This is a genomic window from Pseudomonas migulae NBRC 103157 (genome assembly GCF_002091715.1).
GTDB classification, from domain to species: domain Bacteria; phylum Pseudomonadota; class Gammaproteobacteria; order Pseudomonadales; family Pseudomonadaceae; genus Aquipseudomonas; species Aquipseudomonas migulae_A.
Genome location: NZ_BDAG01000063.1, coordinates 1 through 23,243, shown reverse-complemented (window position 1 = coordinate 23,243; position 23,243 = coordinate 1). Strand labels below are relative to the sequence as shown.

At 52.7% G+C, this 23,243-nt stretch carries 20 protein-coding genes and 2 pseudogenes; 8 read left to right on the top strand and 14 right to left on the bottom strand.

Annotated features, from left to right (window positions below):
- Positions 1-68: 68 nt before the first annotated feature.
- Complete coding sequence (locus tag PMI01S_RS29300; RefSeq protein ID WP_084323635.1) at positions 69-1,388, bottom strand: type II toxin-antitoxin system HipA family toxin; 1,320 nt, start codon at positions 1,386-1,388, stop codon at positions 69-71.
- Between the two features lie 115 nt (positions 1,389-1,503).
- Here PMI01S_RS29300 and PMI01S_RS29295 point away from each other — a divergent pair, with 115 nt between their 5' ends.
- On the top strand, positions 1,504-1,815 hold the full coding sequence (locus PMI01S_RS29295; RefSeq protein WP_084323633.1) for a hypothetical protein: 312 nt from the start codon (positions 1,504-1,506) through the stop codon (positions 1,813-1,815).
- A 90-nt stretch (positions 1,816-1,905) separates the two neighbouring features.
- Here the strand turns inward: PMI01S_RS29295 and PMI01S_RS29290 are convergent, their stop codons facing one another.
- The 3 genes from PMI01S_RS29290 to PMI01S_RS29275 all read right to left on the bottom strand — a co-directional run bounded on the left by PMI01S_RS29290 (position 1,906) and on the right by PMI01S_RS29275 (position 3,868).
- Complete coding sequence (locus PMI01S_RS29290) at positions 1,906-2,358, bottom strand: DUF6957 family protein (protein ID WP_255326130.1); 453 nt, start codon at positions 2,356-2,358, stop codon at positions 1,906-1,908.
- Between the two features lie 423 nt (positions 2,359-2,781).
- Entirely contained in the window at positions 2,782-3,117 is a 336-nt protein-coding gene (locus PMI01S_RS29280; RefSeq protein ID WP_084323629.1) for a hypothetical protein, read from the bottom strand.
- A gap of 22 nt (positions 3,118-3,139) precedes the next feature.
- On the bottom strand, positions 3,140-3,868 hold the full coding sequence (locus PMI01S_RS29275; RefSeq protein WP_084323627.1) for a metallophosphoesterase: 729 nt from the start codon (positions 3,866-3,868) through the stop codon (positions 3,140-3,142).
- A 192-nt stretch (positions 3,869-4,060) separates the two neighbouring features.
- Between PMI01S_RS29275 and PMI01S_RS29270 the strand changes: the two genes are divergently transcribed.
- A complete protein-coding gene (locus PMI01S_RS29270) occupies positions 4,061-4,531 on the top strand; it encodes a helix-turn-helix domain-containing protein (protein ID WP_084323639.1) in 471 nt (156 codons plus the stop codon).
- A 953-nt stretch (positions 4,532-5,484) separates the two neighbouring features.
- On the opposite strand, the gene PMI01S_RS29265 is transcribed toward PMI01S_RS29270, so the two are convergent.
- The 6 genes from PMI01S_RS29265 to PMI01S_RS29235 form a co-directional block, all read right to left on the bottom strand.
- Entirely contained in the window at positions 5,485-6,504 is a 1,020-nt protein-coding gene (locus PMI01S_RS29265; protein ID WP_084323625.1) for a DUF4365 domain-containing protein, read from the bottom strand.
- A gap of 316 nt (positions 6,505-6,820) precedes the next feature.
- Complete coding sequence (locus PMI01S_RS29260) at positions 6,821-8,842, bottom strand: DUF3732 domain-containing protein (protein WP_084323623.1); 2,022 nt, start codon at positions 8,840-8,842, stop codon at positions 6,821-6,823.
- Positions 8,839-9,303, bottom strand: a complete 465-nt coding sequence (locus PMI01S_RS32180; protein ID WP_084323621.1) for a three component ABC system middle component — start codon at positions 9,301-9,303, stop codon at positions 8,839-8,841. The genes PMI01S_RS29260 and PMI01S_RS32180 overlap by 4 nt, the downstream gene beginning before the upstream one ends.
- On the bottom strand, positions 9,303-10,451 hold the full coding sequence (locus PMI01S_RS29250) for a hypothetical protein (protein WP_084323619.1): 1,149 nt from the start codon (positions 10,449-10,451) through the stop codon (positions 9,303-9,305). The genes PMI01S_RS32180 and PMI01S_RS29250 overlap by 1 nt, the downstream gene beginning before the upstream one ends.
- Before the next feature lie 603 nt (positions 10,452-11,054).
- Positions 11,055-11,780 carry an HNH endonuclease family protein gene (locus PMI01S_RS29240; protein ID WP_084323615.1) on the bottom strand — a complete coding sequence of 242 codons (726 nt, stop codon included), beginning with the start codon at positions 11,778-11,780 and terminating at the stop codon, positions 11,055-11,057.
- Positions 11,773-13,128 (bottom strand): AAA family ATPase, encoded by a 1,356-nt coding sequence (locus tag PMI01S_RS29235; protein ID WP_139272986.1) that lies wholly within the window; start codon positions 13,126-13,128, stop codon positions 11,773-11,775. The genes PMI01S_RS29240 and PMI01S_RS29235 overlap by 8 nt, the downstream gene beginning before the upstream one ends.
- A 666-nt stretch (positions 13,129-13,794) precedes the next feature.
- On the opposite strand from PMI01S_RS29235, the pseudogene PMI01S_RS29225 reads away from it, so the two are divergent.
- Positions 13,795-14,400, top strand: a pseudogene (locus PMI01S_RS29225) (mechanosensitive ion channel family protein); the annotation flags it as partial.
- Positions 14,401-14,518: 118 nt separating this feature from the next.
- Here the strand turns inward: PMI01S_RS29225 and PMI01S_RS29220 are convergent.
- Positions 14,519-15,163, bottom strand: a complete 645-nt coding sequence (locus PMI01S_RS29220; RefSeq protein WP_084323609.1) for a hydrolase — start codon at positions 15,161-15,163, stop codon at positions 14,519-14,521.
- 159 nt (positions 15,164-15,322) lie between these two features.
- Between PMI01S_RS29220 and PMI01S_RS29215 the strand changes: the two genes are divergently transcribed.
- Positions 15,323-16,210 (top strand): LysR family transcriptional regulator, encoded by an 888-nt coding sequence (locus PMI01S_RS29215; protein WP_084323607.1) that lies wholly within the window; start codon positions 15,323-15,325, stop codon positions 16,208-16,210.
- Between the two features lie 88 nt (positions 16,211-16,298).
- On the opposite strand, the gene PMI01S_RS29210 is transcribed toward PMI01S_RS29215, so the two are convergent.
- The 3 genes from PMI01S_RS29210 to PMI01S_RS29200 all read right to left on the bottom strand — a co-directional run bounded on the left by PMI01S_RS29210 (position 16,299) and on the right by PMI01S_RS29200 (position 18,649).
- Positions 16,299-17,165, bottom strand: a complete 867-nt coding sequence (locus PMI01S_RS29210) for a carboxylate/amino acid/amine transporter (RefSeq protein ID WP_084323605.1) — start codon at positions 17,163-17,165, stop codon at positions 16,299-16,301.
- A 375-nt stretch (positions 17,166-17,540) separates the two neighbouring features.
- A complete protein-coding gene (locus PMI01S_RS29205; protein WP_084323603.1) occupies positions 17,541-18,140 on the bottom strand; it encodes an FMN-dependent NADH-azoreductase in 600 nt (199 codons plus the stop codon).
- A gap of 194 nt (positions 18,141-18,334) precedes the next feature.
- The gene (locus PMI01S_RS29200; protein ID WP_084323601.1) at positions 18,335-18,649 is read right to left on the bottom strand and encodes a 3-phosphoglycerate kinase; all 315 of its coding nucleotides are present in this window, start codon (positions 18,647-18,649) and stop codon (positions 18,335-18,337) included.
- A gap of 49 nt (positions 18,650-18,698) precedes the next feature.
- On the opposite strand from PMI01S_RS29200, the gene PMI01S_RS29195 reads away from it, so the two are divergent.
- The 4 genes and pseudogenes from PMI01S_RS29195 to PMI01S_RS29180 all read left to right on the top strand — a co-directional run bounded on the left by PMI01S_RS29195 (position 18,699) and on the right by PMI01S_RS29180 (position 22,925).
- Positions 18,699-19,622: a PA3225 family LysR-type transcriptional regulator gene (locus tag PMI01S_RS29195; RefSeq protein WP_017337034.1), complete on the top strand. Its 924-nt coding sequence runs from the start codon at positions 18,699-18,701 to the stop codon at positions 19,620-19,622.
- Between the two features lie 13 nt (positions 19,623-19,635).
- Positions 19,636-20,441: pseudogene (locus tag PMI01S_RS29190) on the top strand (alpha/beta fold hydrolase).
- 3 nt (positions 20,442-20,444) lie between these two features.
- Positions 20,445-21,002: a peptidylprolyl isomerase gene (locus PMI01S_RS29185; protein ID WP_084323597.1), complete on the top strand. Its 558-nt coding sequence runs from the start codon at positions 20,445-20,447 to the stop codon at positions 21,000-21,002.
- Positions 21,003-21,092: 90 nt separating this feature from the next.
- Positions 21,093-22,925, top strand: coding sequence for an ABC transporter ATP-binding protein (locus PMI01S_RS29180; protein ID WP_084323595.1), 1,833 nt, complete (start codon positions 21,093-21,095; stop codon positions 22,923-22,925).
- The last annotated feature ends 318 nt before the right edge of the window (positions 22,926-23,243 follow it).

Genomic DNA, 23,243 nt, shown 5'->3' with positions numbered 1-23,243 from the left:
ATGGAGCACGTTGCTGCGCACCGCGAGAGGTGCGAGGCCGATTGAATTTGATTTGACCATAAAGGGCCTTACATCAACTTCCATCTGCGAAACGTATCTTCGAGACACCTGAGCGGAATCATCGGCGAGCGCCAGGTCTCTTGGGGCAGCCCTAGATCCTGAAGCAAATCCGGCAATGCCCGCAGCAAACGAGCATCCGCCTGTAAGCGATCGAACAACCATTCTGGATCTGCCCAATGCGCGAAGCGAGCACACACAGCCCTCCAATCGACCGAACCTAGCCGTTCAATCTTTGTTGGCCACCGTGTAATCCGCATAACGCCCTCGATATCCATCACCATAGGCGCAACGTCGTAGATGGGTGCAAAGCTCACTCGCTCCTTGCCCCGAAGGATCGAGAGATTTCCGCCATGGTTATCGGTGTTCCCGAGAGCCTGGTTGATCAAATCCCGTCGCAAGTATTCGCTAAGCATGTCCGGTATTTCAGACTCTTGGCCGGCAGCAATCCATGTTTCCGCTAGCCGATCCACGACGTCGAAATGATTCAAACAACCACCTCGATTGCTGACGCCGCATAATGAATACATTGACTCTACTGCGATGCGCTCCACTCCCCCCAAAGAGACCTTCCGATCGAATCTTTGCATCCAAATGCTAGGTATCTTCGCTACTTTGTGGGCCAGGCCATCGGCGGCGATCGTGTCGATCCCCAGTTTGCCCAGCGCGCGGTAAAAACAGTATTCGGAATGCAGGATGGTGCGGTCTAGCTGAGTGGCGGTGTTACGCGGGAATTTAACAAACCAATGCCGGCACACCTCCGCGTCGCTTAGCACCCCGTCGGGATAAAGCTGGCCCGAAGCATCCTCGACCAGCAGCATTTTTGGAGCTTCACCGCCGGCCCCGAGAGCGCCGGTTATTGTCATCCCGTTTTCCTTGGCATGGTCGAGAAAACCCATGCCTTTTTGGACAACCTCTTCTCGGGTAGCCCCATCAGGCACTCTGCCTGCGGAATACAGCGTTTCTGCCGCGCTCTTTATGCGCAGGTGTCCAATGGGGGCAGCACATTGCTGCAACAGAAAGAGATCAATCGACATCCCTGGCGGTACTACCGATCTCGACAAGATGTGCCGACGTGCAGCACCAGCCGGGATGACATCGTGCAAAAAAGCTGGGGCAGTCTCACGCCGAATGTCCCACTCCAGAGGGAGGTTCGTACTGACGGCAGGCGCTTTAACCGTACCCAGTTGAACGTACTGATCCACAAGGTATTCGGGCACATAGTTGATGTTGCACCGACTTCGCAGGCTATCTCTAGGTGAATCGAAGCTGACCACCAGTGCATCGCACCATCGACCATCCGCGTGAATTTGAAGTGTGATGGATTCCATACGTCTCAGCACATTATCGCGCCACAGCAGGGCACTTAAAACTTCGAAAAAGAGGGTTGCGACTGCCGTTGCTCCATTTTTATAATTAACTCATAACAAAAATAAGGAGAGCACCATGAACTACAACTCTGCGGAATACATCAAGCAGTACAACAAGACTCTGAGTGAGCATTGCGATTGGGAAATTCAGCTATCAACCGACGAAGATCATAAGGTGTCCTTTGCTGTATTTCACTTAAACACACATCCCTCAGAGCAAGACAAGCCTGTGTTAATTGGCTATATCCCCTTAACAACTCCAGTGGAATCGCTGATCAGCTCCGAAATACTCTGCAATAACTACTACCACTTGGGGCAGACTATTGGGATAAAAGCTCAATTTTATTACCTATCAGAATCAGGAGCATTTCCGCTCCAAAAAGAGTGATAGGAACATCTAAGTAAACTCCAATCGTCATCAACTGAAGGCTCAGAGCTCAACATGCCGCCTCATCAGTCCTTCAGTTGTCATGTGTTTTCAAGTGTTGGAAAACGAGTCATCAATCAAATCCCCTAGCGCGTTGATTGCAGGCAAGCTGGCATGCTTTCTCGCGCCACGGCCAGCCAAGATGTACAGCTTGTCTTTGCTTTCAAAAAAACACCCATGGAAGTCTTTTTGATATCCAGTGATTAAAGCTTCACCAGTTTGGACGCGAGTTTCGCTGTCAAACACAGCTTTGCTTATGAACAGAACAGTAGGTTCAAGTCCCTGTTTCCTTACTTCACGCTCCTGGGCCTCGGAGAGCAGCAAGTCGACGATCATCCAATTCCGAACAATGCAAAATGGCTGCCCCTCGAACTCCTCACGCGCCAGTTGAATGAGCTCACCGTCTTCAAGCTGAGAGCCACCGAGCATCTGGGCGGGGCCATACAGCACATCTTCAATCAAATCTGCTTGCACACTGTTGCCTTGTTTTCTAAAGACTTTCAAAGCGACACGGTTCCAGACATCTGGGAGCCGTGCATCGTGGGATTTGGGTTACCTGGGATGCCGATTGCAAAGCCTGTAGTTCGCTAGTGGATCATATTGATCTCAGGCATGGCGCCGTTTTCATGCCACCAGTGGCAAATCACATATCGACTACCGTTGTATGTCTCGAATAGCTGATACCCCTGCAGCTCAACCACTCGTTCTATCTGGGAAGTCCGGATTGTTTTGCCATCCGAGAACCGCCCACGTGTTTCAGAAAAAACCACTCCGATCATGCAGGGAGGCTGGAATTCGGCGCAGCACAGATAGCCTGTCACTTGGACACCGAAATCAATTTTCTTGGCGTCCAAAACGCATGTTGGTAAAGCCATACTTTCTTTTCCTAAGCCTCTGTTATCGACCACGAGCAACCCACAAAGCACCTCAATGAACTCGATCGAAACGATCTAAAGCACCGTTCTGAAAAAGCCAGTGGGCAACGACAAAAATCCCACCATCGATTGTCGTAAAAACGTCGTAGCCTGCACGCTGGCTTCGATCTACAACGGGTAGCGCATGTATGGGTAAACCTTCTGGGTACTTTTGCGCCGGGTCGCAGAACAGAAGACCTGTAATTTTTTGAGGCCGCTCCAGAGCGCACAAAAGGTACCCAACAACGTCTGGATCAGCGATGACAGCTCGCGCTCTCTCAATGACCGCTGGATACCTGTGAAACCTGAAGTCGGACAATCTCGCTCCGTAAGTTTTGATCCAGTACATCCTCCCCCTCCTCCATCACCGATCAGATTTCGATCGTGAAATCCGAGATGAAGCCTGTGCGCTCTTTTGGGTATCCACGTGGGTTCGTGATCAAACGGCACCCGTTCAGTTCAACATCCACGGCACGGTGTGTATGCCCAAAAATCCAGACGTCCACCATCGAAATTAACGAGTGCCACTGGTTTGTATAAGCCGCACTTAAATGGCCCTCATGCTTATCACCAGCCACCTCCGGAACTGGGCAATGGTGCGTGATAACAACCGTTTTTCCTTCGAAAGGCTTGGCGAGTTCACCGACCAGAAAGTCGAAGGCATCGTGATTTCGTTCGATCACGTCCGCCGGACGCAGCCGGCGAAAGCGTTCCTCTGCTCTGATCACCTGAAAGTCATTCATCCACATGCCGCAAGTCACCATCGCTTCCACCGGGTCTCCGGTGGATGAGAAATCCGTCCAGGCTGTTGTGACCAGAAAGCGTGTTTGGTTGCAAATCCAAACCTGGTTTTCCAGCACATGCACATGCGGCGCAGCGGCCTCTCGCATTTTTCGAAGAGTGTGGTCGATGTGGCCTTTGTAAAATTCGTGATTCCCTGCGCAGTAAAGGACGGGCTGGTTGAACGTCTCGTTGGCCCAGCTGACGCCTCTCGCCTGGGTGTCGATGTCGCCGGCTAGGACGACGATGTCTGCGTCAGTCGAGGGCGGTTCAAATGGGGCGAACTCGTTGTGCAGGTCTGAGTAAATTCGAATCCTCATGGGCTCGCTCGATCTCGATTTAAACCTATATTGCTTAGACCCTAGGCGCAGCTTCACGCGTGGTGAGTGCGACCTGCCCTCCTAACGGAGCAGATGCGCAGGGTCGAAAAGCCAGAAGTTCCGATAATAGCAACAAATTGCATTTATCGGAACAGCTGCGATGTGGCCCCATCCTTGTCTTTTGGGACGAACATGTCGCTCACTAAACAGCTTGCCGCAGCAATCAGAGTGATTCGCAGGCAACGTGGATTCGGGTATGAGGATCTGGCCGACGTCAGCGTGCAACGCCATATCAGTGCGTTGGAGCAGGGCAATGCCAACCCCAGCCTTGGCAAGCTGATGAGTCTTGCCGCCGCATTAGACTTTGATCCCGTGGCTCTATTGGCGATATGCGTTGCCCTGCGAGATGGCAATACTCCCGATCAAGCACTCGAACGCGCCCATGCCCAACTGAGTGACTTCAAATACTTGGGAGGTATCAAGCAGCTGGAGAGCGAATATGCCGGAAGCCAACTGGTCAAGCGCCACCCTGGGAAACCGGCCAATAACGAAAATGCAGAGGCGGTTAAAAGATTAAAATCTGAAGGTTTAAGCCAAGCTGAAACATGCAAGGTTCTTGGATTGTCAAAATCCACAGTACATCGTTACTGGCAAAAGGATTGAGTTTCGTACTCGCTTCGCTCCATCGTCTTTGCTGCTTACATTGATTCGAGCTCTATATATAATTATTCAGCTGATCAAACTTGCTCATCGACGAAACGAGACCTCCATTCGCAACGTGCAGAATTCAATGATCGCTGCACCTCTACGACCTACTTTGATTGGCCTCTTTCAAGTTTCATCTTTTATAGTGTCAGCAGCTAGCTGAAGTTCAATCCGCCTTTAGGATTAATAACATAGTCAATCACTACATCCGTCCCTCGAACATTTGAAGCAGGAGGCTTGATGGAGACAACCCGAAGCAACGCGTAATTGTTGCACCTATTCTTCAAGATGATAATATCATCCACGTTAGGGGACATATCCTCAGGTGATAGTTCGTAGGAACTCGCATCCTTAACGTCAGTGAAGTAATTGGCATCTCCAGCTATTGCCGCCCCAATTAAGCTTGGATGGAAGCGTGTTTGAAGATGGACAGATGTGGGGGAGTTTTCTGAGAAATTTGGATGAAACCCATAGTCACCCTCCCCCAGCTCAGCAGAGTGCCTCAGGTGAAGCTGCACTGTCACCCGCCCAGATTTCCTTCTCGACCTATATCTAGGGTTAAACGGCCACCATAGCGTCAAGATAGGAATAGAACTGGCACAGGTAACGACCAAGGGTTCCATATTGAACGGTGCGCTACCGTTATACGCCAGCTCAACTATTAACCAAACTCCGGCCAAGACCAATGAAATGGATGAGAGAGTGATAAGTGTATATTTTTGTGATCTTGATAAGTTTTGACTCATTCAACAAAATCCAAGCACTCAAAGAAAATTCATATCGATGCAACGACTTTTAAAGTTGAAGTGCGCATCGAGCCATGGCACTGCACAACCAACCCCCCTTCATCCAAGCTGGAGTGCAATCGCCTTCCGCTTGCAAAAAATTTATAGCAGCATTTGCCCCAACCTTCACTCCCACACTAGGCAGTCCAAAACAAATGAAGTCCCTCTATTAATAAATCTCCCCATTTCATCTTCCGGAGCAATATATTTCAGCCCAGCGAATCGGAAATCTTTAGATGGGAAAGAACTGGCTTGAGGGCTCGACTCTCGGAACGCGCAGTAGAAAGCTACTTGAGGTGCAATTTCTTCAAATACTTTCGAAAGCTCTAACGAGCGGGCGTGTTCAAAATGATGCTCATAGAGCACTCCTATAGAATTCACCCCAGCACGCGAAAAAGACTCTCCACGCATAACAAGTTTTAGTGCAGTTTCTTTGGTAACCACATTACCAAAATGTCGAATAACATTATAAATCTGCTCTACCACTCGATTTCCATCACGCGTATTTCTTAATTTATCTCCAAGTGCAACAGCCTCAGCTATTAGTGTATTTAAGCTAATGACCCCTCCTTGCGAGGAGGACGTGCCTAAAAGCGGCTGAACAGCCTCAGCTATCTCATTTTTATTGACAGCTCTGGCACATCGGATGGCATCACTAAGTGTTAATGTTAGTTGAGTCTGCCCCTCCCAGCGTGCGATACCTTTGAGCTCACCTTGCAAGCCTGCTTGAACAGTTTGTGTCACAGGAACCCAAACCGTCCAAGTTTTATTAATCATGGCCAGCGGATCAATTTCTGCACGCTGTTCCAGCAGCCACTGCTGTAGCCAGATATACCATGCTTGCTTTGTGGTAAGACAAACAAATACCAGCAAAACAGGATATCGACAGGCATCTGCATAACGGAGATACTTCCGATCTATCACAATTTTCACAAGACCATTTTTTTGCTTACACTGATCTTCGGATTTTATCTGTACTTTTAATATATTTCCTTGCACCTCACCTTCGTGCAACTCAAATTCCATATCGATTCCATAGTCCTCGCCGAGGTCACGAGATAACCAATGCAGACTTTCTTCAACATGGGAGGCGAGCCACTTATGGCCTCTGGCTCCAATTTTTTGCGAGGGTGAGCGAGTTGACATGGTGTGGCGTCCTTTTAGTGATGGGCATAACGGCCGGTTCGTCTTCCGTAAGCAGCCCGACTTGCGATGGTAGCACTATGCCTTAAAACTAAACCACTCTAGCGGTGGGCGCGCTCATGAGATAACTAAAATCATGCGTCTCTACTGTGAGGATATTGAGTGACCGGTAGGCATGGAAAGGAACGGCGTACTGAACCACGCTCGCGAGCCGGGAACAGAGGCAGCACATAACATCATCAAGTACGTATAAGTTAGTCTGAGGGACGTACTGAATACGTAGCACCTACTCCCAGTGCGGGAGTAGGTGCAATGTACATCAAGCGATCGCGTCAGCTAGACGTTTAGCGATGAAGCCCCGCGTACGCCAAGTAGCACGCACAAATGACTGGAAGGTAGCCTGCCCTTTTAGAGTCAACTCATCAGCATGATCAGTTACGATGACCTGCGGCATTAAGCCAGTGGCTTTTTCAGTTTGCTCGCAGAACTCGACAAGCTTGTCGAACATGTTGGTTACGGAACCGATGTCTTCGTCGACATGCTTAGCCCGCTCCGTGAGCGCCGCCAACGCTTTGGGATCGAACCCCTCCTCTCGATGATCAATCTTGGCGGGGAAATAGACCTGCGTCGGCTGATCCAAGAATAGGATAGGAGGGATTTTGCAGCCCTCTTCGTGCTTTAGAGCGAATACAGAATGCAGTGCCAGGAACAGAGTCAGGTGCGTGTACAGCCAATTGGCACCGCTACCCATCGAGCGTAAGTACACATTGCCCATTGTGGGGCTGTCATGCCAAAGGTCGAAGGTATGAAGGTCAAATTTCAAGTTAATAGGCTGGTAAGCCTCCTCGAAATCAAAACCTGCGCCGATTCGAGACATTTCACTGTTGATAAGATCACTTAGATCAGCCATTTTACCAGGAACGTCGTACTCATCCAAAAGCGGTTTTATTTCTGCAAGCCTGTCCTTAATTAACTGCTGTGTAGCTTCGAACTCCGACTTTCCTCGACTCCCATAATCCTCGATCACGTCCTCAAGACGATGCTTGACGCGCAATGCGATCTCATCAACCGTTTTACTTCTCTTCAGATCCTCGACCTGTTTAGCCAGTTGATTAATGTTGGCTTGAATACCGGAAAGAGTATCTTTTTCCTTCGCAAGCGCCTTACTCAACTTACTTTCTTCATCTCGAAAGCTTTCACGCACATAGGAAGAAGTTCTGAGCTCACGGTTCATCCAGTCAATAGCAACTGTCAGCTTGTTTGCCTCCTGATCCACCTGCTCACTGGGCGCATCGCAAAATGGGCAATGGGCGTCACTGATTTCGGCGTATTCGGGCACAGGAATTTCGGTGATACCTTTGGCGAAATCTTCAGTGAGGCTGATCGAAGACTGCACAGCGTGGACTTTATCTTGTAGTCCGCGAACGATGACCGTCTGCTTCGAGCGTTCCTCTTCCAAAGATTTTTTGCGTACTGAATAAGTGTCCGTCAAGCTGTCGATGCGAACGTTGGCGTCTCTTATCTTTTTGAACGAGGGTTTCACGCTTCCTGCAATTTGAGCACCTGTCAGCCCTATGAGATCCGTACCACTGACTGATTTGTACTCCGCCAAGAGTTGGTCAACTCTCTTAATGAACTGCTCTTTCTCTTCCTTCTTTTTAGGTATCTGAGCTTCGATTTTTTTCAGTTCTGCCTTGAGCTGATTGCTCTCTTGGGACAGCCAGAAATATTTTTGATCTGCGAAGTTCATGAAAATTTTTAGATGTTCGATGGCCTGCTCACGTTTCTCCTTTTCATCAAAACGATAGAAAAGCGCGTGTTTGTTCGCCACCAAATTTTGATGCTGAAGCATATAGGACACGAAGCTGCGAACCGAAGGGGTTGAGCTCTTCGACTTACCTAGTTCACGACTACTAAGATCTTCATCGATATCCGTCATGGTGACTGAAAAATATCGACCAAGCTCCTTCTTAAAATCCCGCAGCGGCAAGAACAAGCTGGACGAGAAAAACTCTTTAACGTTTTTCATTTTCAGGAAAATTTCGTCAAGCGTGCCATTCACTTCGCTGATAAAGAGCTTATCGACACTCCGCATACGTGCCAGGAGCAGTTGTTCCTTCTCAAACTGAAGTAATGTAAAATATATTTTCGAGCGCTCTGTTATGACACCCTTTGGAATTGTGTCATCACTATTACCAAAGCAAAAATCAAAAATCTCGATAATCGCGCTCTTACCCATGGATGACTTGCCAGTGATGATGTTCAAGCCAGTCTTGAGCGTTACTTGATGGATAACATTATCGTGATCAATCACACCCACCGACTTTACGAAGCACTTCATAGTTGAACTATCCCTAGCGACTTGAATACAGGTGGAGCTTCCCGATCGTCCAGAAGCCTTGCTAGATTACGGGCCGAGGCTATTTTCTTCCCCATTCCATTTAATGGCGGAAAGGTTTTCTTTGTAGCCCGAACGACCATGTCATCATCTATTGTCAGATACCCTGAATTGATGAGACTCATCAACGTAATGTTGGTGACCTCTCTCAGCGAGTGAATTCGTTTGTGCACCCCGGCGATGCGTGACTTGTCAGACACCATGGTTCGCCAAGTATTGCGCTCGCTAATGCTCCGCAAATATAACCCCGTAGCGTCATGCAGAACAAATGGAAGTACTAGGTAACCAAACAGCACATTCTTCTGGGTCTCTTTCAATTCGCAAAAGAACGCATGAAGAATTGGAGCCATAATAAAAGGGCTCCGCTGTAGGGTATGGATATGATCGACTGTTGAGAGCCTCATCACCAAAGCCTCCAATGCAATTTCTCATTTCCTTCTTCGTCTTCGTCATCGGCCAACATATGCCAAATTCCATTTCGAAATTCAGGCGTTGTACCGTCAAATGCAGGCATTCCATCAACGGGCTCCCCGCATCGGGTGTCGAAGAAGTTTTGCGACTCGAAACACCAGTCGTCCTTTGGCTTCCTTGAGCAGCGTCTCATCTCTGCTGATCTCAGGCTTTTGTGTCTCTTGAGTTGATCTTTTTTGTAATTGTCGACATCGGATTTTTCAACAGTGAATCGCTTGAACTCGCTACTGATCGTATGCACAGTAACTAAGTGCTCTAGAATAGCTTCAGGCACGCGTTGACCATATTCGATTTCATAGAGCTTTTTTACAAATAGCCTATCAGCATAGACGGACAAATCGACCTGTCCCGCAAATGCATCAGTATCCACCGTAGGAAATTTACGGGAGTTTCGCCCGTACTGGGCTAACAATCTGGATAGCTTAAGATCGAAATCTTGATAACTAATCATCCATCCAGATTTAGATAGGCATGGTTCAATGAGATATCCCAGAAGCGCTTCAAAATATTCGTCACGCTTCAACGGATCGACACCCTTGCCGTACCGGCTCTTGGCATTCTCCGCCCGTGTTTTTAAATCTGGTTCAGCAGAGATTATTTTTACTTTTTCTATCACATCCTGGAGAACACATCTGCGTTCGCTGGCCATCACGAACTGCTGATTTTTTACTGCTTTAGAAGGCCTTTTACCCGAAGTGGCAATACGGGCTTCACTATCAGATATTACCTTATCCAAAAACTTCAGCCGTTCTTCGCCAGACAGATTGTTCCAATGTCGGAGCTCAGCCGTTGCACCATATGCCTGTGTGGTGAGCAAAACCAACTCAGAATATTTTTCTTGCTTAAACTTTGGCGACAACCAGTTTTTTAACGTATTCCAGAAATTGTTATGACCATCGGTGAGGTCATCGACAAAGTTTTTGACTTCAACTTGAACGCTTCCGCTGACGGTCACATCACCAAAAACTTCTAGCCATAAGGTTTGCCCATCTACCAAGTCATGGCAGTATTCCAAGGTTACAATAAGTTGGTAGCTTATAGCTTCGAGTAGCCTGGTTGCATCGTTGCTGAGCTTGCTCACACCATTCTCCAATCATTGCTTCACCGTTGCGGCGAGGATATATTTTGCGAGGAGAATGAGATGAAGCCGTCCTGGCAAATCCATTACCACAACTGGAAAAATCAATTCAGGTACAGCAACCGTGTACCTCGAAAAGCCAAACTATAAATACTGTTTATATATACAGCATCATAAAGCGATAGATCTTCGATTGTAGCTTGATGGCATTTTGTTAGCAAAAAGCCCTATGTCGGCGTATAGCTTGATAGCCAACGGGTTGTTTTCACCGTCAGCAAGAGGGATTCATGGCTTTCACAACAGAGAATGGGGATTCAGGTTCGAATGCAACGACGCCAAGATGTCCATCAACGCAAGCACTTGGGCAACACGTCTAAGCCAGCTCGGAAAGACCACAGTCCGAGTGAGTATACCGACCGAACTACCGGATCCCGCTTACGTTATGCAAGCATTCCAAGCCAGCAAGAAGGCAACTTCAGGGGAAGGTTGCCCTTCCCCTCTTTGATGATTGGCGCCATGAAAGGCAGGCACCAGCGCCCCTCCCTAGAGCTTGCCCCGACCCAGGCACATCAAGGGACGGGGGATCGACATACCGATGCAGGCTTGCTAAATGCCGGAGGCCTCGCGGCGTTGCCACAGTTTCTTGGCTACAAGTTGAAAAATGTGCCCTGCTCGGTGATTGTTCAGTTCGGCAGTTGCGCCCAGCAGCATCGATAACCGACCAGGCCGTGCCTCAAACCGCTCCATCAGGGCTCTGCGCTCAATCTGAGCCAAGGCATTAAGCTTCACTGAACGAATAGTCCTGATCCCCTTCCTGGACTTACCGATAAAAATCCAACCTTTCTGGATTTCAATGTTATCTGAGTACTGATCAAAGTAAGGATGAACCCAACGATAGCTTTCAGGCGTAGTGGGTAATGGTGCATTGGCAGGAATCTTCACGGCGAGCGCAGGACAGTGCTTCTCAGCTTCCAGCTTTTTACGACCTGCACGCCTTTTAATCAAACCATTTAAAGTTCGGTTGTACCCTTGTTTTTTTGAATTGCACGTCCCACAAGACAAAGATAAATTTCTTACTTCGAACGTGTAATCACCATGTATATTTTTTTCGATGAAATGCTCCAAGTGGACGGCATAATCATCGTAAAGCATCCGCCGACAGAGACTACATTTTGCCTTTTGCGCCTTGCGCAACAATGGCTTCAAGGCACCCTTGAATGCCGTAACTGCTTTTACACCGCTGTCCCAATCAAGACCTAGCAGGTCTGCGGCCACAATGCCATCAGGCAGAACTGGGATCGGATGAATCCGCTCAAAACCAACGTTAATCATCTCCCGACGCTCCAAGAATCGCCTCGATCACTTCAACGAGGGGGTCTTCGGATTTCAGAGCCGACTTAATAGACATCAACTCATCGGTCAATGCGAGCAGATCGGGATGTTCAAACCCATCTTTTTCTATAATAGACACTGCGCGCTGAACCACATCCACTACGATCCGATTTCGGCTAGAAGTTATCCCGAACTGCTCCAGTAGAATGTCATCAGATGAAGCGCCAAATGAAGCCACACTGACGATGGGCTCATCATTTGACAAATCCACAATCGTGCTACCTTCCAGCGCGGCACCGACAATAAGCGGAGAATGGGTGCATACAATCAAATGTCCAGACTTCATCCCTACTTGGCAGATCCCATGGACTGCGGCCATGAAATCTCGCTGCCACTGTGGGTGAAGGCTATTATCGGGCTCATCCAAAAGCATCAGCGAACCTTCCTCCACACCAAAACCAAGCCCCATGAGATTCGTGTACATATGATACTCACCAGAGCTCAACTCAAATATGGAGAAAGGCTGTTGGACACCTACCCTTTGAACCTTTACATCGCGAAGCGAAAAAATATCAAGCATAAAGCCTAGGCGAACCACATCATTAGACGCAGTTTTACAGCGTATGCCACCACTACCCATATTTAAAACAAATGTGGATTTGGACGAGCGCATAAATTCGGAGAAGTCTTTAAATACATGCTCATCAAATTCATTCAAAACACTAAAAGCCACACTTTCTGAGATATGCTGCGACGCCCTAAAATCATCGATATTCAATGATCCCCTCAGCGACTCCACTGCAAAACCCTGCTCCACCCTTGAAAGCAAATTCACGGATCGACGAGCTTTTTCTTTGCGCACTTGAACTGACACTTCTAGTTCGGGAATAATATTGGCAAATTCATGAGCTTTTTTGTAAAATGGCCACTCATAGCGCGCGGACTTATTTCCATCCAAAGCAAATATCAGCACCGTCTCAAAGGGTCTTTTTTTGCTGAGTAGATTCGCTCCTACCCTTTGCCCAATGTATGCGTACTGTTCTGTAGCGAACTCGGTGCTACCACCACCAGATTTTTCCTTAGAAGGGAACCTGTCTGCAACGGAACCTGAGGCGCAAATGACATGCTTCATGCTCAAGCCATCACTTACGTTTACTGTGGCCGACGTAGACTTAGGAGCGATCACCCCCGCGACCAGCTCTCTCAACATCGTGCTTTTATAGGATCCGTTCTGCCCAGTAACGATGGTACTTCTAAATCCGTGCTGACCTATTAATCCCTCTACCGCCACGAACGGTATAGTTCTCCAAATCTCACCCCAATCTTGAAATTTGATAAAATTAATCATTCAGCTGAATTCCTTTTTCTAGAATTTGCGCAATTAAAGGCACTGATTCAAGAGTATTCTGAGCACCCGCCAATCTGTAGATCTGTAGATCTGTGATCTGAATCGCCCCGGACTCTTCAGGCACCTTGCAAGATTACTGTGAAACGCTTTTCAAACTTTACCATTGACAACCGATTGTTAACACCATGGCGACCCTTAGCGTTGTAGAACATCTTGATAGAATCAAATACATCACTGCGCGCACCTTGAGGTTTGCTGAAGCGCCTTATCCAGAAATTCCGACTCAAATCTACCCCCAGATCAAAGGCAGACTCTTGCCGTCTCAACACCTCAACCAACTTCGCCATAAGCTGAAGAAACCTGGCACCGCAGGTCGAGACGCTTCGCCCGAGCAGGTTTGAAAAAGACGTGATGCAGTGGGCGATCGCGGAGATGTGATGGTCGTGGGGACTCTCCTGCAGCGAGAGCTTAGGGCGTACGATGGCTTAGTGGAGTACCTGTGATTGGTGATTACAGGTGCTCGGTTGAGAGGGGGATCAGTGCTTGCGGGATTGGACGGATGAGCGGGGTGTCCATCGATATCGGTAAAAATGGACATTGGACAGAAAAACTTAACCTACTGATCTGTAAAGCTTTGTCATGTCCATTTCTGCTCCGAGCTCACACGTAAGGAACTTCGACAAGACCATCGTTTCGATTCCGACCTGGCGCCTGATGTCCGAGTCGTTCAAGAACTGGCGCGGTATGCAGCAGTCTGGCGGGCGACGGATCAAGCGCAGCCTGTTCATCGATGCCAGTGGTGTGCGCTTCATCCGTGATGACGAAGAGCAGAAGCTGTCGCAGGTACATCTGCTGACCGATTACATCAGCCGCAAACAGGCAGAACTCAAGGCGTGGAACGAAGCCCAGGGCAATGTGGCAGCGATGTCGGCCAACCGCCGGCGGATGACCAACATCGGGACCTTCCGCGCCTATGCGCTGGCGTATTTGAAGAGTCATCCGGAGATCCAGCCGAACATGACCTGCATGGTTCGGCAGATGCAGACCACGGCACAGGGGATTCCACTGGAAATCTATTGCTTCACCCGCACCACGGCGTGGGCGGATTACGAGCGGATTCAGGGGGATATTTTCGATTACTTGCTGGCGGTGCTGCCGGAGTTCGGATTGAGTCTGTATCAGCAGCCGAGTGGCGGAGATTTACGGGCCGGGTTGCTCCCGGCCATGCTAGGCGCGAGCCACATCCCCGAACCGGAAAAACACATCATGTAAACCACAAAAAACTGTGGGAGCGGGCTTGCTCGCGAAGCCGTCAGGTCATTCGACATTGATGTCGACTGACATTCCGCTTTCGCGAGCAAGCCCACTCCCACTGTCATTGCGTTTGAGGTTATTTGACCTGCCGCTGCGGTGCCTTGTGCACCATGGTGTAAGCGTAATCCACGCCCATGCCATACGCGCCGCTGTGTTCCAGCACCAATTCCATCACGGCTTCGTAGGTCTCTTTGTGCGCCCAGTCACGCTGGTATTCGAGCAGCACTTGTTGCCAGGTCACCGGCACCGCACCGGCCTGAATCATCCGTTGCACCGACATGTCGTGGGCTTCTTTGGTGGTGCCGCCGGACGCGTCAGTCACGATGTAAACCTCGTAACCTTCAGCCAATGCTTCCAGAGCCGGGAAGGTCAGGCAGACCTCGGTCCACAGCGCAGCGATGATCAGTTTCTTGCGACCGGTAGCTTTCACCGCATCGACCAGCGCCTTGTCTTCCCAGGAGTTCATCGAGGTGCGCTCGATAGGCTTCTGCTCTGGGTGAACAGCCAGCAACTCCGGCCAGATGAAGCCGCTGAAGCTTTCAGTTTCGACCGAGGTGTAGATCGTCGGCACGTTGAAAATCCTGGCGGCCTTGGCCAGGCCCACGGTGTTGTTCTTCAGGGTCTGACGGTCAATCGACTGCACGCCGAACGCCATTTGCGGCTGGTGGTCGATCAGGATCAGGGCGGAGTTGGTTGGGTTGAGCAATTCACGGTTAGACATGGCGCGTTCCTTTTGATGTCGATCATTCAAATCAGTAATGGGTGAGTCGACGCGGCTTCCAGAAGCTTTGTCGTCGGCTTGGATGTCACTTTAGGGGCTAGCGAAGAAAGGGACAATTACCTAAAATCGAGAATCATTGATTCAAAAAAAGGGACAATCATGGATCGCATCGAATGCATGCGCGCTTTCGTCGTCACAGTCGGCGAGAACGGTTTCGCCGCCGCTGCACGGGCAATGGATGTGCCGCGATCAAAAGTCAGCAAACAGATTCAGGCGCTGGAGGAAGCCATCGGCGTGCAATTGCTGCAGCGCACCACGCGCAGCTTGCACCTGACCGAGGCTGGCGCGGAGTACTTCGACGCGGCGCGGGAAGTACTGGCCTCGCTGGACGAGGCGGAGCAGCGCGCACGTAACGGCATTGGCGAGTTACGCGGGGTGCTGCGGGTCAATGCACCGATGTCCTTCGGATTGCGCCGATTGGGGCCGCTGATTCCGCTGTTTCATGAACAACACCCGAACATAGAGCTGCAACTGGTCCTCAGCGACCAGCAGGTTGACCCGGTGCGTGGTGGTTTCGACGTGACCATCCGCATCGCCAGCATGCCGGACTCGACGATGATTGCCCGGCAACTGGCGCCGGCCCCGCGAATCATGGTCGCCTCGCCGGCGTATCTCGAACGCGCCGGCACGCCGCAGACACCACAGGATCTGCGCAACCATCAGTGCTTGAACTACGGCTATTTGCAAAGCGGCGTGAGCTTGCAGTTGTGTAATGGCAAGGAAACCCAACGGGTCAACGTCACGGGCCCGTTGCATGCCAACAATGGAGACCTGCTCGCTCAGGCGGCCGAGGCCGGCATGGGCATCGCGCTATTGCCCAACTTCATCGTCGAGGATGGGTTGGCGGCTGGCCGGCTGGTGCCGGTCATGTGTGAATGGCAGGCGCCCGCGATCACGATCAACGCGGTGTACCCATCGGCACGCCGGGTGCCGCAAAAGACCCGGAAGTTCATCGAGTTTCTGGTGGTGCAGTTGGCAGAGAAATAACGCGCCCCTTTGCAGGAGCCGGCTTGCTGGCGATCGCCTCGACGCGGTGTGTCGGAGAGAATCGCCAGCAAGCCGGCTCCTACAGGAGTCAGGTGATAGCCAGCGACTTTCGCACACCCAGCCGGCTGATCCACACCGCCATCAGAATCACCGATCCGCCAAGGAACAACCGCCCCAGCTCTTCATGCTGATTCCAGATCAGCAAATTGATCAGCAGCCCCACCGGCACATGCAGGTTGTTCATCACCGCCAGCGTCCCGCCATTCACCAGGCACGCACCCTTGTTCCACCAGTACAACCCCAGCGCAGTCGAGACCAGGCCGAGGAACACCAGCACGCCCCATTGCAGCGGTGCTTCGGGCAGGAAATTCTGTTTGCCGAACAGCAGAAAGGCCGGCAACGCCACTGCCAATGCGCCCAGGTAGAAGTAACCGAAGCGCCGGTAATGCGGCAGATCGCTCGGATGACGCGCCACCAGATGCTTATAAAGCACCTGCCCGGCGGCGTAGGTGAAGTTGGCCAGTTGCAGCAGCAGGAACCCCATGAAGAAATCCGGGTTGATCCGGTCAAATCGAATCACCGCCGCGCCGAGCACCGCCACCAACGCTGCGACCAGCGCCCATGGATTGAAGCGCCGGTTCAGCGCATCTTCAATCAACGTCACATGCAACGGCGTAAGGATGGTGAACAGCAACACTTCCGGCACCGTCAGCACCCGGAAGCTCAGGTACAGGCAGACGTAGGTCACGCCAAACTGCAATGCGCCGATCAGCAGCATGCCGCGCATGAACGCCGGTTCCACCGAACGCCAGCGCGTCAACGGAATAAATACCAACCCCGCCAGCAACACCCGCACCAGCACGGCGAAGTAACTGTCGACATGACCGGCCAGGTATTCGCCGATCAGACTGAAGGAAAACGCCTGGATCAGCGTGACAAAAAGTAGATAGCCCATGCTCGCCTCGTTTTGAATGGCGGCGACGATAGCGGGTTTTGCCTGATACCGCGAGACACGCAGATCCCTGTAGGAGCCGGCTTGCTGGCGATGGCGGTGTATCAGCAAACATCAATGTTGAATGTGACATCGCCATCGCCAGCAAGCCGGCTCCTACAAAGGTATGCGGCCCCCCCCCAAATCGCAGGCAAAAAAAAAAGGGATGCGTGCCCCCCCAAAAAATCGCAGGCAAAAAAAAGCCCGATCTCGCTAAAGCGTTCAATCGGGCTACAGCACTCAGGAGCAACAAGTGCAAAGGGAGGTCGATGCGCGTACAGGCTTGAAGGGTTGCGCCAGGTCACTAGACCATCCAGCGATTATCTGGCGATTAAAGCCTCAAGCCACTTGGGCGAGCCTGGCGTTGGCCTGGTTCAGGCCCTTCTCCTGGAAGTCGCCGCCCAGGTTCATGCCTTCGGCATGGATGAAGGTCACGTCGTGGATGCCGATGAAGCCCATGACCTGACGCAGGTAAGGTTCCTGATGATCCGCGGTGCTACCGGCATAGATCCCGCCGCGAGCGGTCAGCACGTAAGCGCGCTTGCCGCTGAGCAAGCCTTGCGGGCCGGTGTCGGTGTACTTGAAGGTCACGCCGGCACGCAGCACGTGGTCGAGCCAGGCTTTCAGCGTGCTGGGGATCGCGAAGTTGTACATCGGCGCAGCCATGACCAGCACGTCGGCGGCCAGCAATTCATCGGTCAACTGGTTGGAGCGCTCCAGGGAAACCTGTTCGATTTCGCTGCGCTGCTCGGCAGGTTTCATCCAGCCGCCCAACAGGTTGATGTCCAGGTGCGGCACCGGGTTGGCGGCCAGGTCACGCACGGTGATCTGATCGTTGGGGTGGGCGGCTTTCCACTGGCTGATGAAGGTCTGGGTCAGTTGACGGGAAACCGAGTCTTGCTGACGGGCGCTGCTTTCGATGATCAGAACGCGGGACATGGGATGTAGGCTCCATCTGAGAATGTTGTAAGTCGATGGAGTGAAGGTTAAACAGAGTCATATCGATGAAAAAGCGCAAATAACTGCTATAACCCATCAATAAATTCGTTTATAAGCTGAGCGTACTTCCTGTGGGAGCGGGCTTTCACGAGCAAGTCGAATCGTCGCGCCGCCGCTCCCACAGGGTCGCGATGCTATTTGGGGGTGCAGGTCAGGTTGATGCGCATCTTGATGATGGTCCGGTTGAACTTGGCGGTAGCACTTTTGTGCTTGCCGGCAGCCACTTCGATATTGCGGGTGCGCGGTGCTTCCGGACCGTTATTGAAAACCACCTTACAGACGGCATCGGTGCTGCCGTAGTTGTTGACCTGAATGGAGGCGATGTCGGTATCCGTGTCATACGCGTTGTAGTCGATGCTCAAGCCGTTCAACTGTTTTTGTACGTCGATGGGGTAAGCAAAGGCAGTCAGCGGCAGCATCGCCAACACCAAACAACAGAATTTTTTCATTCGACAGTCTCCAATAAGGACTGCCAGCTTAGGACAAGAGGAGCTCAACATGAAAGCGCCCCGCGTGACCCTTGATCAATGGCGAACGCTGCAGGCCGTGGTCGACCACGGCGGTTTCGCCCAGGCCGCCGAAGCGCTGCACCGCTCGCAATCGTCAGTCAGCTACACCGTGGCACGCATGCAGGACCAGCTCGGCGTGCCCCTGCTGCGCATCGACGGCCGCAAAGCCGTGCTGACCGAAGCCGGCGGCGTGTTGCTGCGCCGCTCGCGGCAACTGGTGAAGCAGGCCAGCCAACTGGAAGATCTGGCGCATCACATGGAGCAAGGCTGGGAAGCGGAAGTGCGGCTGGTGGTCGACGCCGCGTACCCAAGCGCCCGCCTCGTCCGCGCCTTGACCGCGTTCATGCCGCAAAGCCGCGGCTGCCGGGTGCGACTGCGCGAAGAAGTATTGTCGGGGGTCGAAGAAGTCTTGCTCGAAGGCGTGGCTGACCTGGCGATCACCGGCTTCAGTATTCCTGGCTATCTGGGCGCGGAGTTGAGCGACGTCGAATTCGTCGCCGTCGCCCACCCTGAACACGCCCTGCACCGTCTGAACCGCGAACTGAATTTCCAGGACCTGGAAAGCCAGATGCAAGTGGTGATCCGCGACTCCGGCCGCCAGCAGCCACGGGATGTCGGCTGGCTCGGCGCCGAGCAGCGCTGGACCGTCGGCAGCCTCGCCACCGCCGCGACATTTGTCGGCAGCGGGCTGGGTTTTGCGTGGTTGCCCCGGCACATGATCGAACGCGAACTGAAGGAAGGGACCCTTAAGCTGCTACCGTTGGACCAGGGCGGCAGCCGTAACCCGAGCTTCTACCTGTATTCGAACAAGGACAAACCGCTGGGCCCGGCGACGCAAATCCTCATTGAACTGCTGCGCACTTTCGATACCGCGCCGCTGGATGCTCCCTTCGCCGCCCCTGAACAAGCCTGACACGGAGTAACCCATGGCCTATTTCGAACACGAAGGTTGCAACCTGCACTACGAGGAATATGGCCACGGCACGCCGTTGCTGCTGGTCCACGGGCTGGGTTCCAGCACGCTGGACTGGGAAAAGCAGATCCCGGCGCTGTCCGCACGCTACCGGGTAATCGTGCCGGATGTGCGCGGCCATGGTCGCTCGGACAAGCCTCGCGAGCGCTACAGTATCGCCGGGTTCAGCGCCGACCTGGTCGCCCTGATCGAGCATTTGAACCTCGGCCCGACACATTATGTGGGGCTTTCGATGGGCGGCATGATCGGCTTTCAATTGGCGGTGGATCAGCCGCAATTGCTCAAAAGCCTGTGCATCGTCAACAGCGCGCCCGAGGTCAAACTGCGCAGCCGCGACGACTATTGGCAGTGGTTCAAGCGCTGGAGCCTGATGCGCGCGCTCAGTCTGGGCACCATCGGCAAAGCCCTGGGCGCCAAGCTGTTCCCGAAACCGGAACAGGCCGAATTGCGTCAAAAAATGGCCGAGCGCTGGGCAAGAAACGACAAACATGCTTATCTCGCCAGCTTCGACGCGATCGTTGGCTGGGGTGTTCAGGAACGACTTTCCAGAGTGTCCTGTCCAACCCTCATCGTCAGCGCCGACCGTGACTACACACCGGTGTCGCTGAAGGAGACTTACGTAAAACTGCTGCCCGATGCGCGGCTGGTGGTGATCGCCGATTCGCGCCACGCCACCCCGCTGGATCAACCCGAACGCTTCAACCAAACCCTGCTCGAGTTTCTCACCGCAGTCGACACCACTACACTCAGGATCACTGACCCATGCTGAAAAAAATCGCCCTCGTCGCTGGCTCCGTTCTGTTTGCCGCCAACCTGATGGCCGCCACGCCCGCCAAGGCGCCGCACGTGCTGCTGGAAACCACCAACGGTCAGATCGAAATCGAACTGGACCCGGTCAAGGCGCCGATCAGTACCAAGAACTTCCTTGAGTACGTCGACAGCGGCTTCTACAACAACACGATTTTTCACCGCGTGATTCCTGGATTCATGGTCCAGGGCGGTGGTTTCACCCAACAAATGCAGCAGAAAGATACCAAGGCACCGATCAAGAACGAGTCCAAAAACGGCCTGCATAACGTCCGTGGCACGCTGTCCATGGCCCGTACTTCCGTGCCGGATTCGGCCACCAGCCAGTTCTTTATCAACGTCAAGGACAACGACTTCCTGGACCAGGGCGATGGCTATGCGGTCTTCGGTAAAGTCGTGAAAGGCATGGATGTCGTGGACGTCATCGTCAACTCGCAAACGACTACCCGCGGCGGCATGAAAGATGTGCCTGCCGATCCTGTGTTCATCAAGTCGGCCAAGCGCATCGACTGAAACAAAATGCACAGGGAGTGTTGAGCGGCCGCCGGTCTCCGGCGCCGCTCATATCGTTTAAAGGAGAGCCCGTGCGCGGGCGGAGAACAAATGCTTTATCGCCGTTTTGAAAAACTGATCGACATCTTCCGTGACGCTCCGACGGCGGCTCCGCCCGATCGTGTTTTCCCCTTCTATACCTATTACCTGAAGCAAGTCTGGCCGATGTTTGCGGTGTTGCTGATCGTCGGCCTGTTCGGTGCTCTGATCGAAGTGGCGCTGTTCAGCTACCTGAGTCGCATCATCGATTTGACTCAAGGCACACCCAACGTCGACTTCTTCAAGATCCACGGCGTGGAACTGGCCTGGATGGCCGTGGTTGCGCTGATCCTGCGACCGCTGTTTCTCGCCTTGCATGACATCCTGGTGCACCAGACACTCAGCCCCAGCATGACCAGCATGATCCGCTGGCAGAACCACAGCTACGTGCTCAAGCAGAGCCTGAATTTCTTCCAGAACGACTTCGCCGGGCGCATCGCCCAACGCATCATGCAGACCGGCAACTCGCTGCGCGATTCCGCCGTGCAAGCGGTGGACGCGCTGTGGCATGTGCTGATCTACGCGATCAGTTCACTGGTGCTGTTCGCCGAAGCCGACTGGCGCCTGATGATCCCGTTGCTGACCTGGATCGCCGCCTACATCGGCGCCCTCTGCTACTTCGTGCCACGGGTGAAAGAACGCTCGGTCGTGTCTTCGGATGCGCGTTCCAAACTCATGGGGCGGATCGTTGACGGCTACACCAACATCACCACGCTGAAGCTGTTCGCCCACACCAATTTCGAACAGCAATACGCCAAGGAAGCCATCGAAGAGCAGACCGTAAAAGCCCAACTGGCTGGCCGCGTGGTCACCAGCATGGACGTGGTCATCACCAGCATGAACGGCGTGCTGATCGTCACCACGACGGGTCTGGCGTTGTGGCTGTGGACGCAGTCGCTGATCACCGTCGGTGCCATCGCCCTGGCCACTGGCCTGGTGATCCGGATCGTCAACATGTCCGGCTGGATCATGTGGGTAGTCACCGGCATTTTCGAAAACATCGGCATGGTTCAGGACGGTTTGCAGACCATCTCGCAACCAGTCAGCGTCACCGACCGTGAAGCAGCGAAACCGCTGGCCGTTGCCCGTGGTGAAGTACGCTTCGAGCACGTGGATTTTCACTACGGCAAGAAGAGCGGGATCATCGGCGACCTCAACCTGACGATCAAACCCGGTGAGAAAATCGGCTTGATCGGCCCGTCCGGCGCCGGCAAATCGACCCTGGTCAACCTGCTGTTGCGCCTCTATGACGTGCAGGGCGGGAAAATCCTGATCGACGGCCAGAACATTGCTGACGTCGGTCAGGAAAGCCTGCGCGAGTGCATCGGCATGATCACCCAGGACACGTCGCTGCTGCATCGCTCGATCCGCGACAACCTGCTTTACGGCAAACCCGATGCCACCGACGCCGAACTCTGGGAAGCGGTGCACAAGGCCCGTGCCGATGAGTTCATTCCGTTGCTGTCGGACGCCGAAGGGCGCACCGGGTTTGATGCGCATGTGGGTGAACGCGGGGTGAAACTCTCCGGCGGCCAGCGTCAGCGGATCGCCATTGCACGGGTGCTGCTCAAGGACGCGCCGATCCTGATCATGGACGAAGCGACTTCGGCGCTGGATTCGGAAGTCGAAGCGGCGATTCAGGAAAGCCTGGAAACCCTGATGCAGGGTAAAACCGTGATTGCCATTGCTCACCGGCTCTCCACCATCGCCCGGATGGACCGGCTTGTGGTGCTTGAGAAAGGCAAGATTGCCGAGACGGGGACCCATGCTGAGCTGCTGGCACATGGCGGGTTGTATGCGCGGTTGTGGCAGCATCAGACTGGAGGGTTTGTCGGGATCGATTGATTGGGGATTGGGGATTGGGGATTGGGGGCATATCCGTTGCTGCGGTCACGGCTGCCATTGGTTTCGCTCTTACGCGAGTCACTTGGAAGAGCCCCAAACAACCAAAGGCTCTTGCCCCTTTCATTCGGTGCCTCGCCCAGGCTCGGCGCCCGCAAGCTGGCTCCTACGGGTAATACGTATGTGTTCGGAATGTACACGATCAACTGTAGGAGCCGGCTTGCTGGCGATAGCGGTGGGTCAGTCACCTGTTTATTAACTGAACGGACGCTATCGCCAGCAAGCCGGCTCCTACAAGAGATCGGTGTACATCTCCCGAAT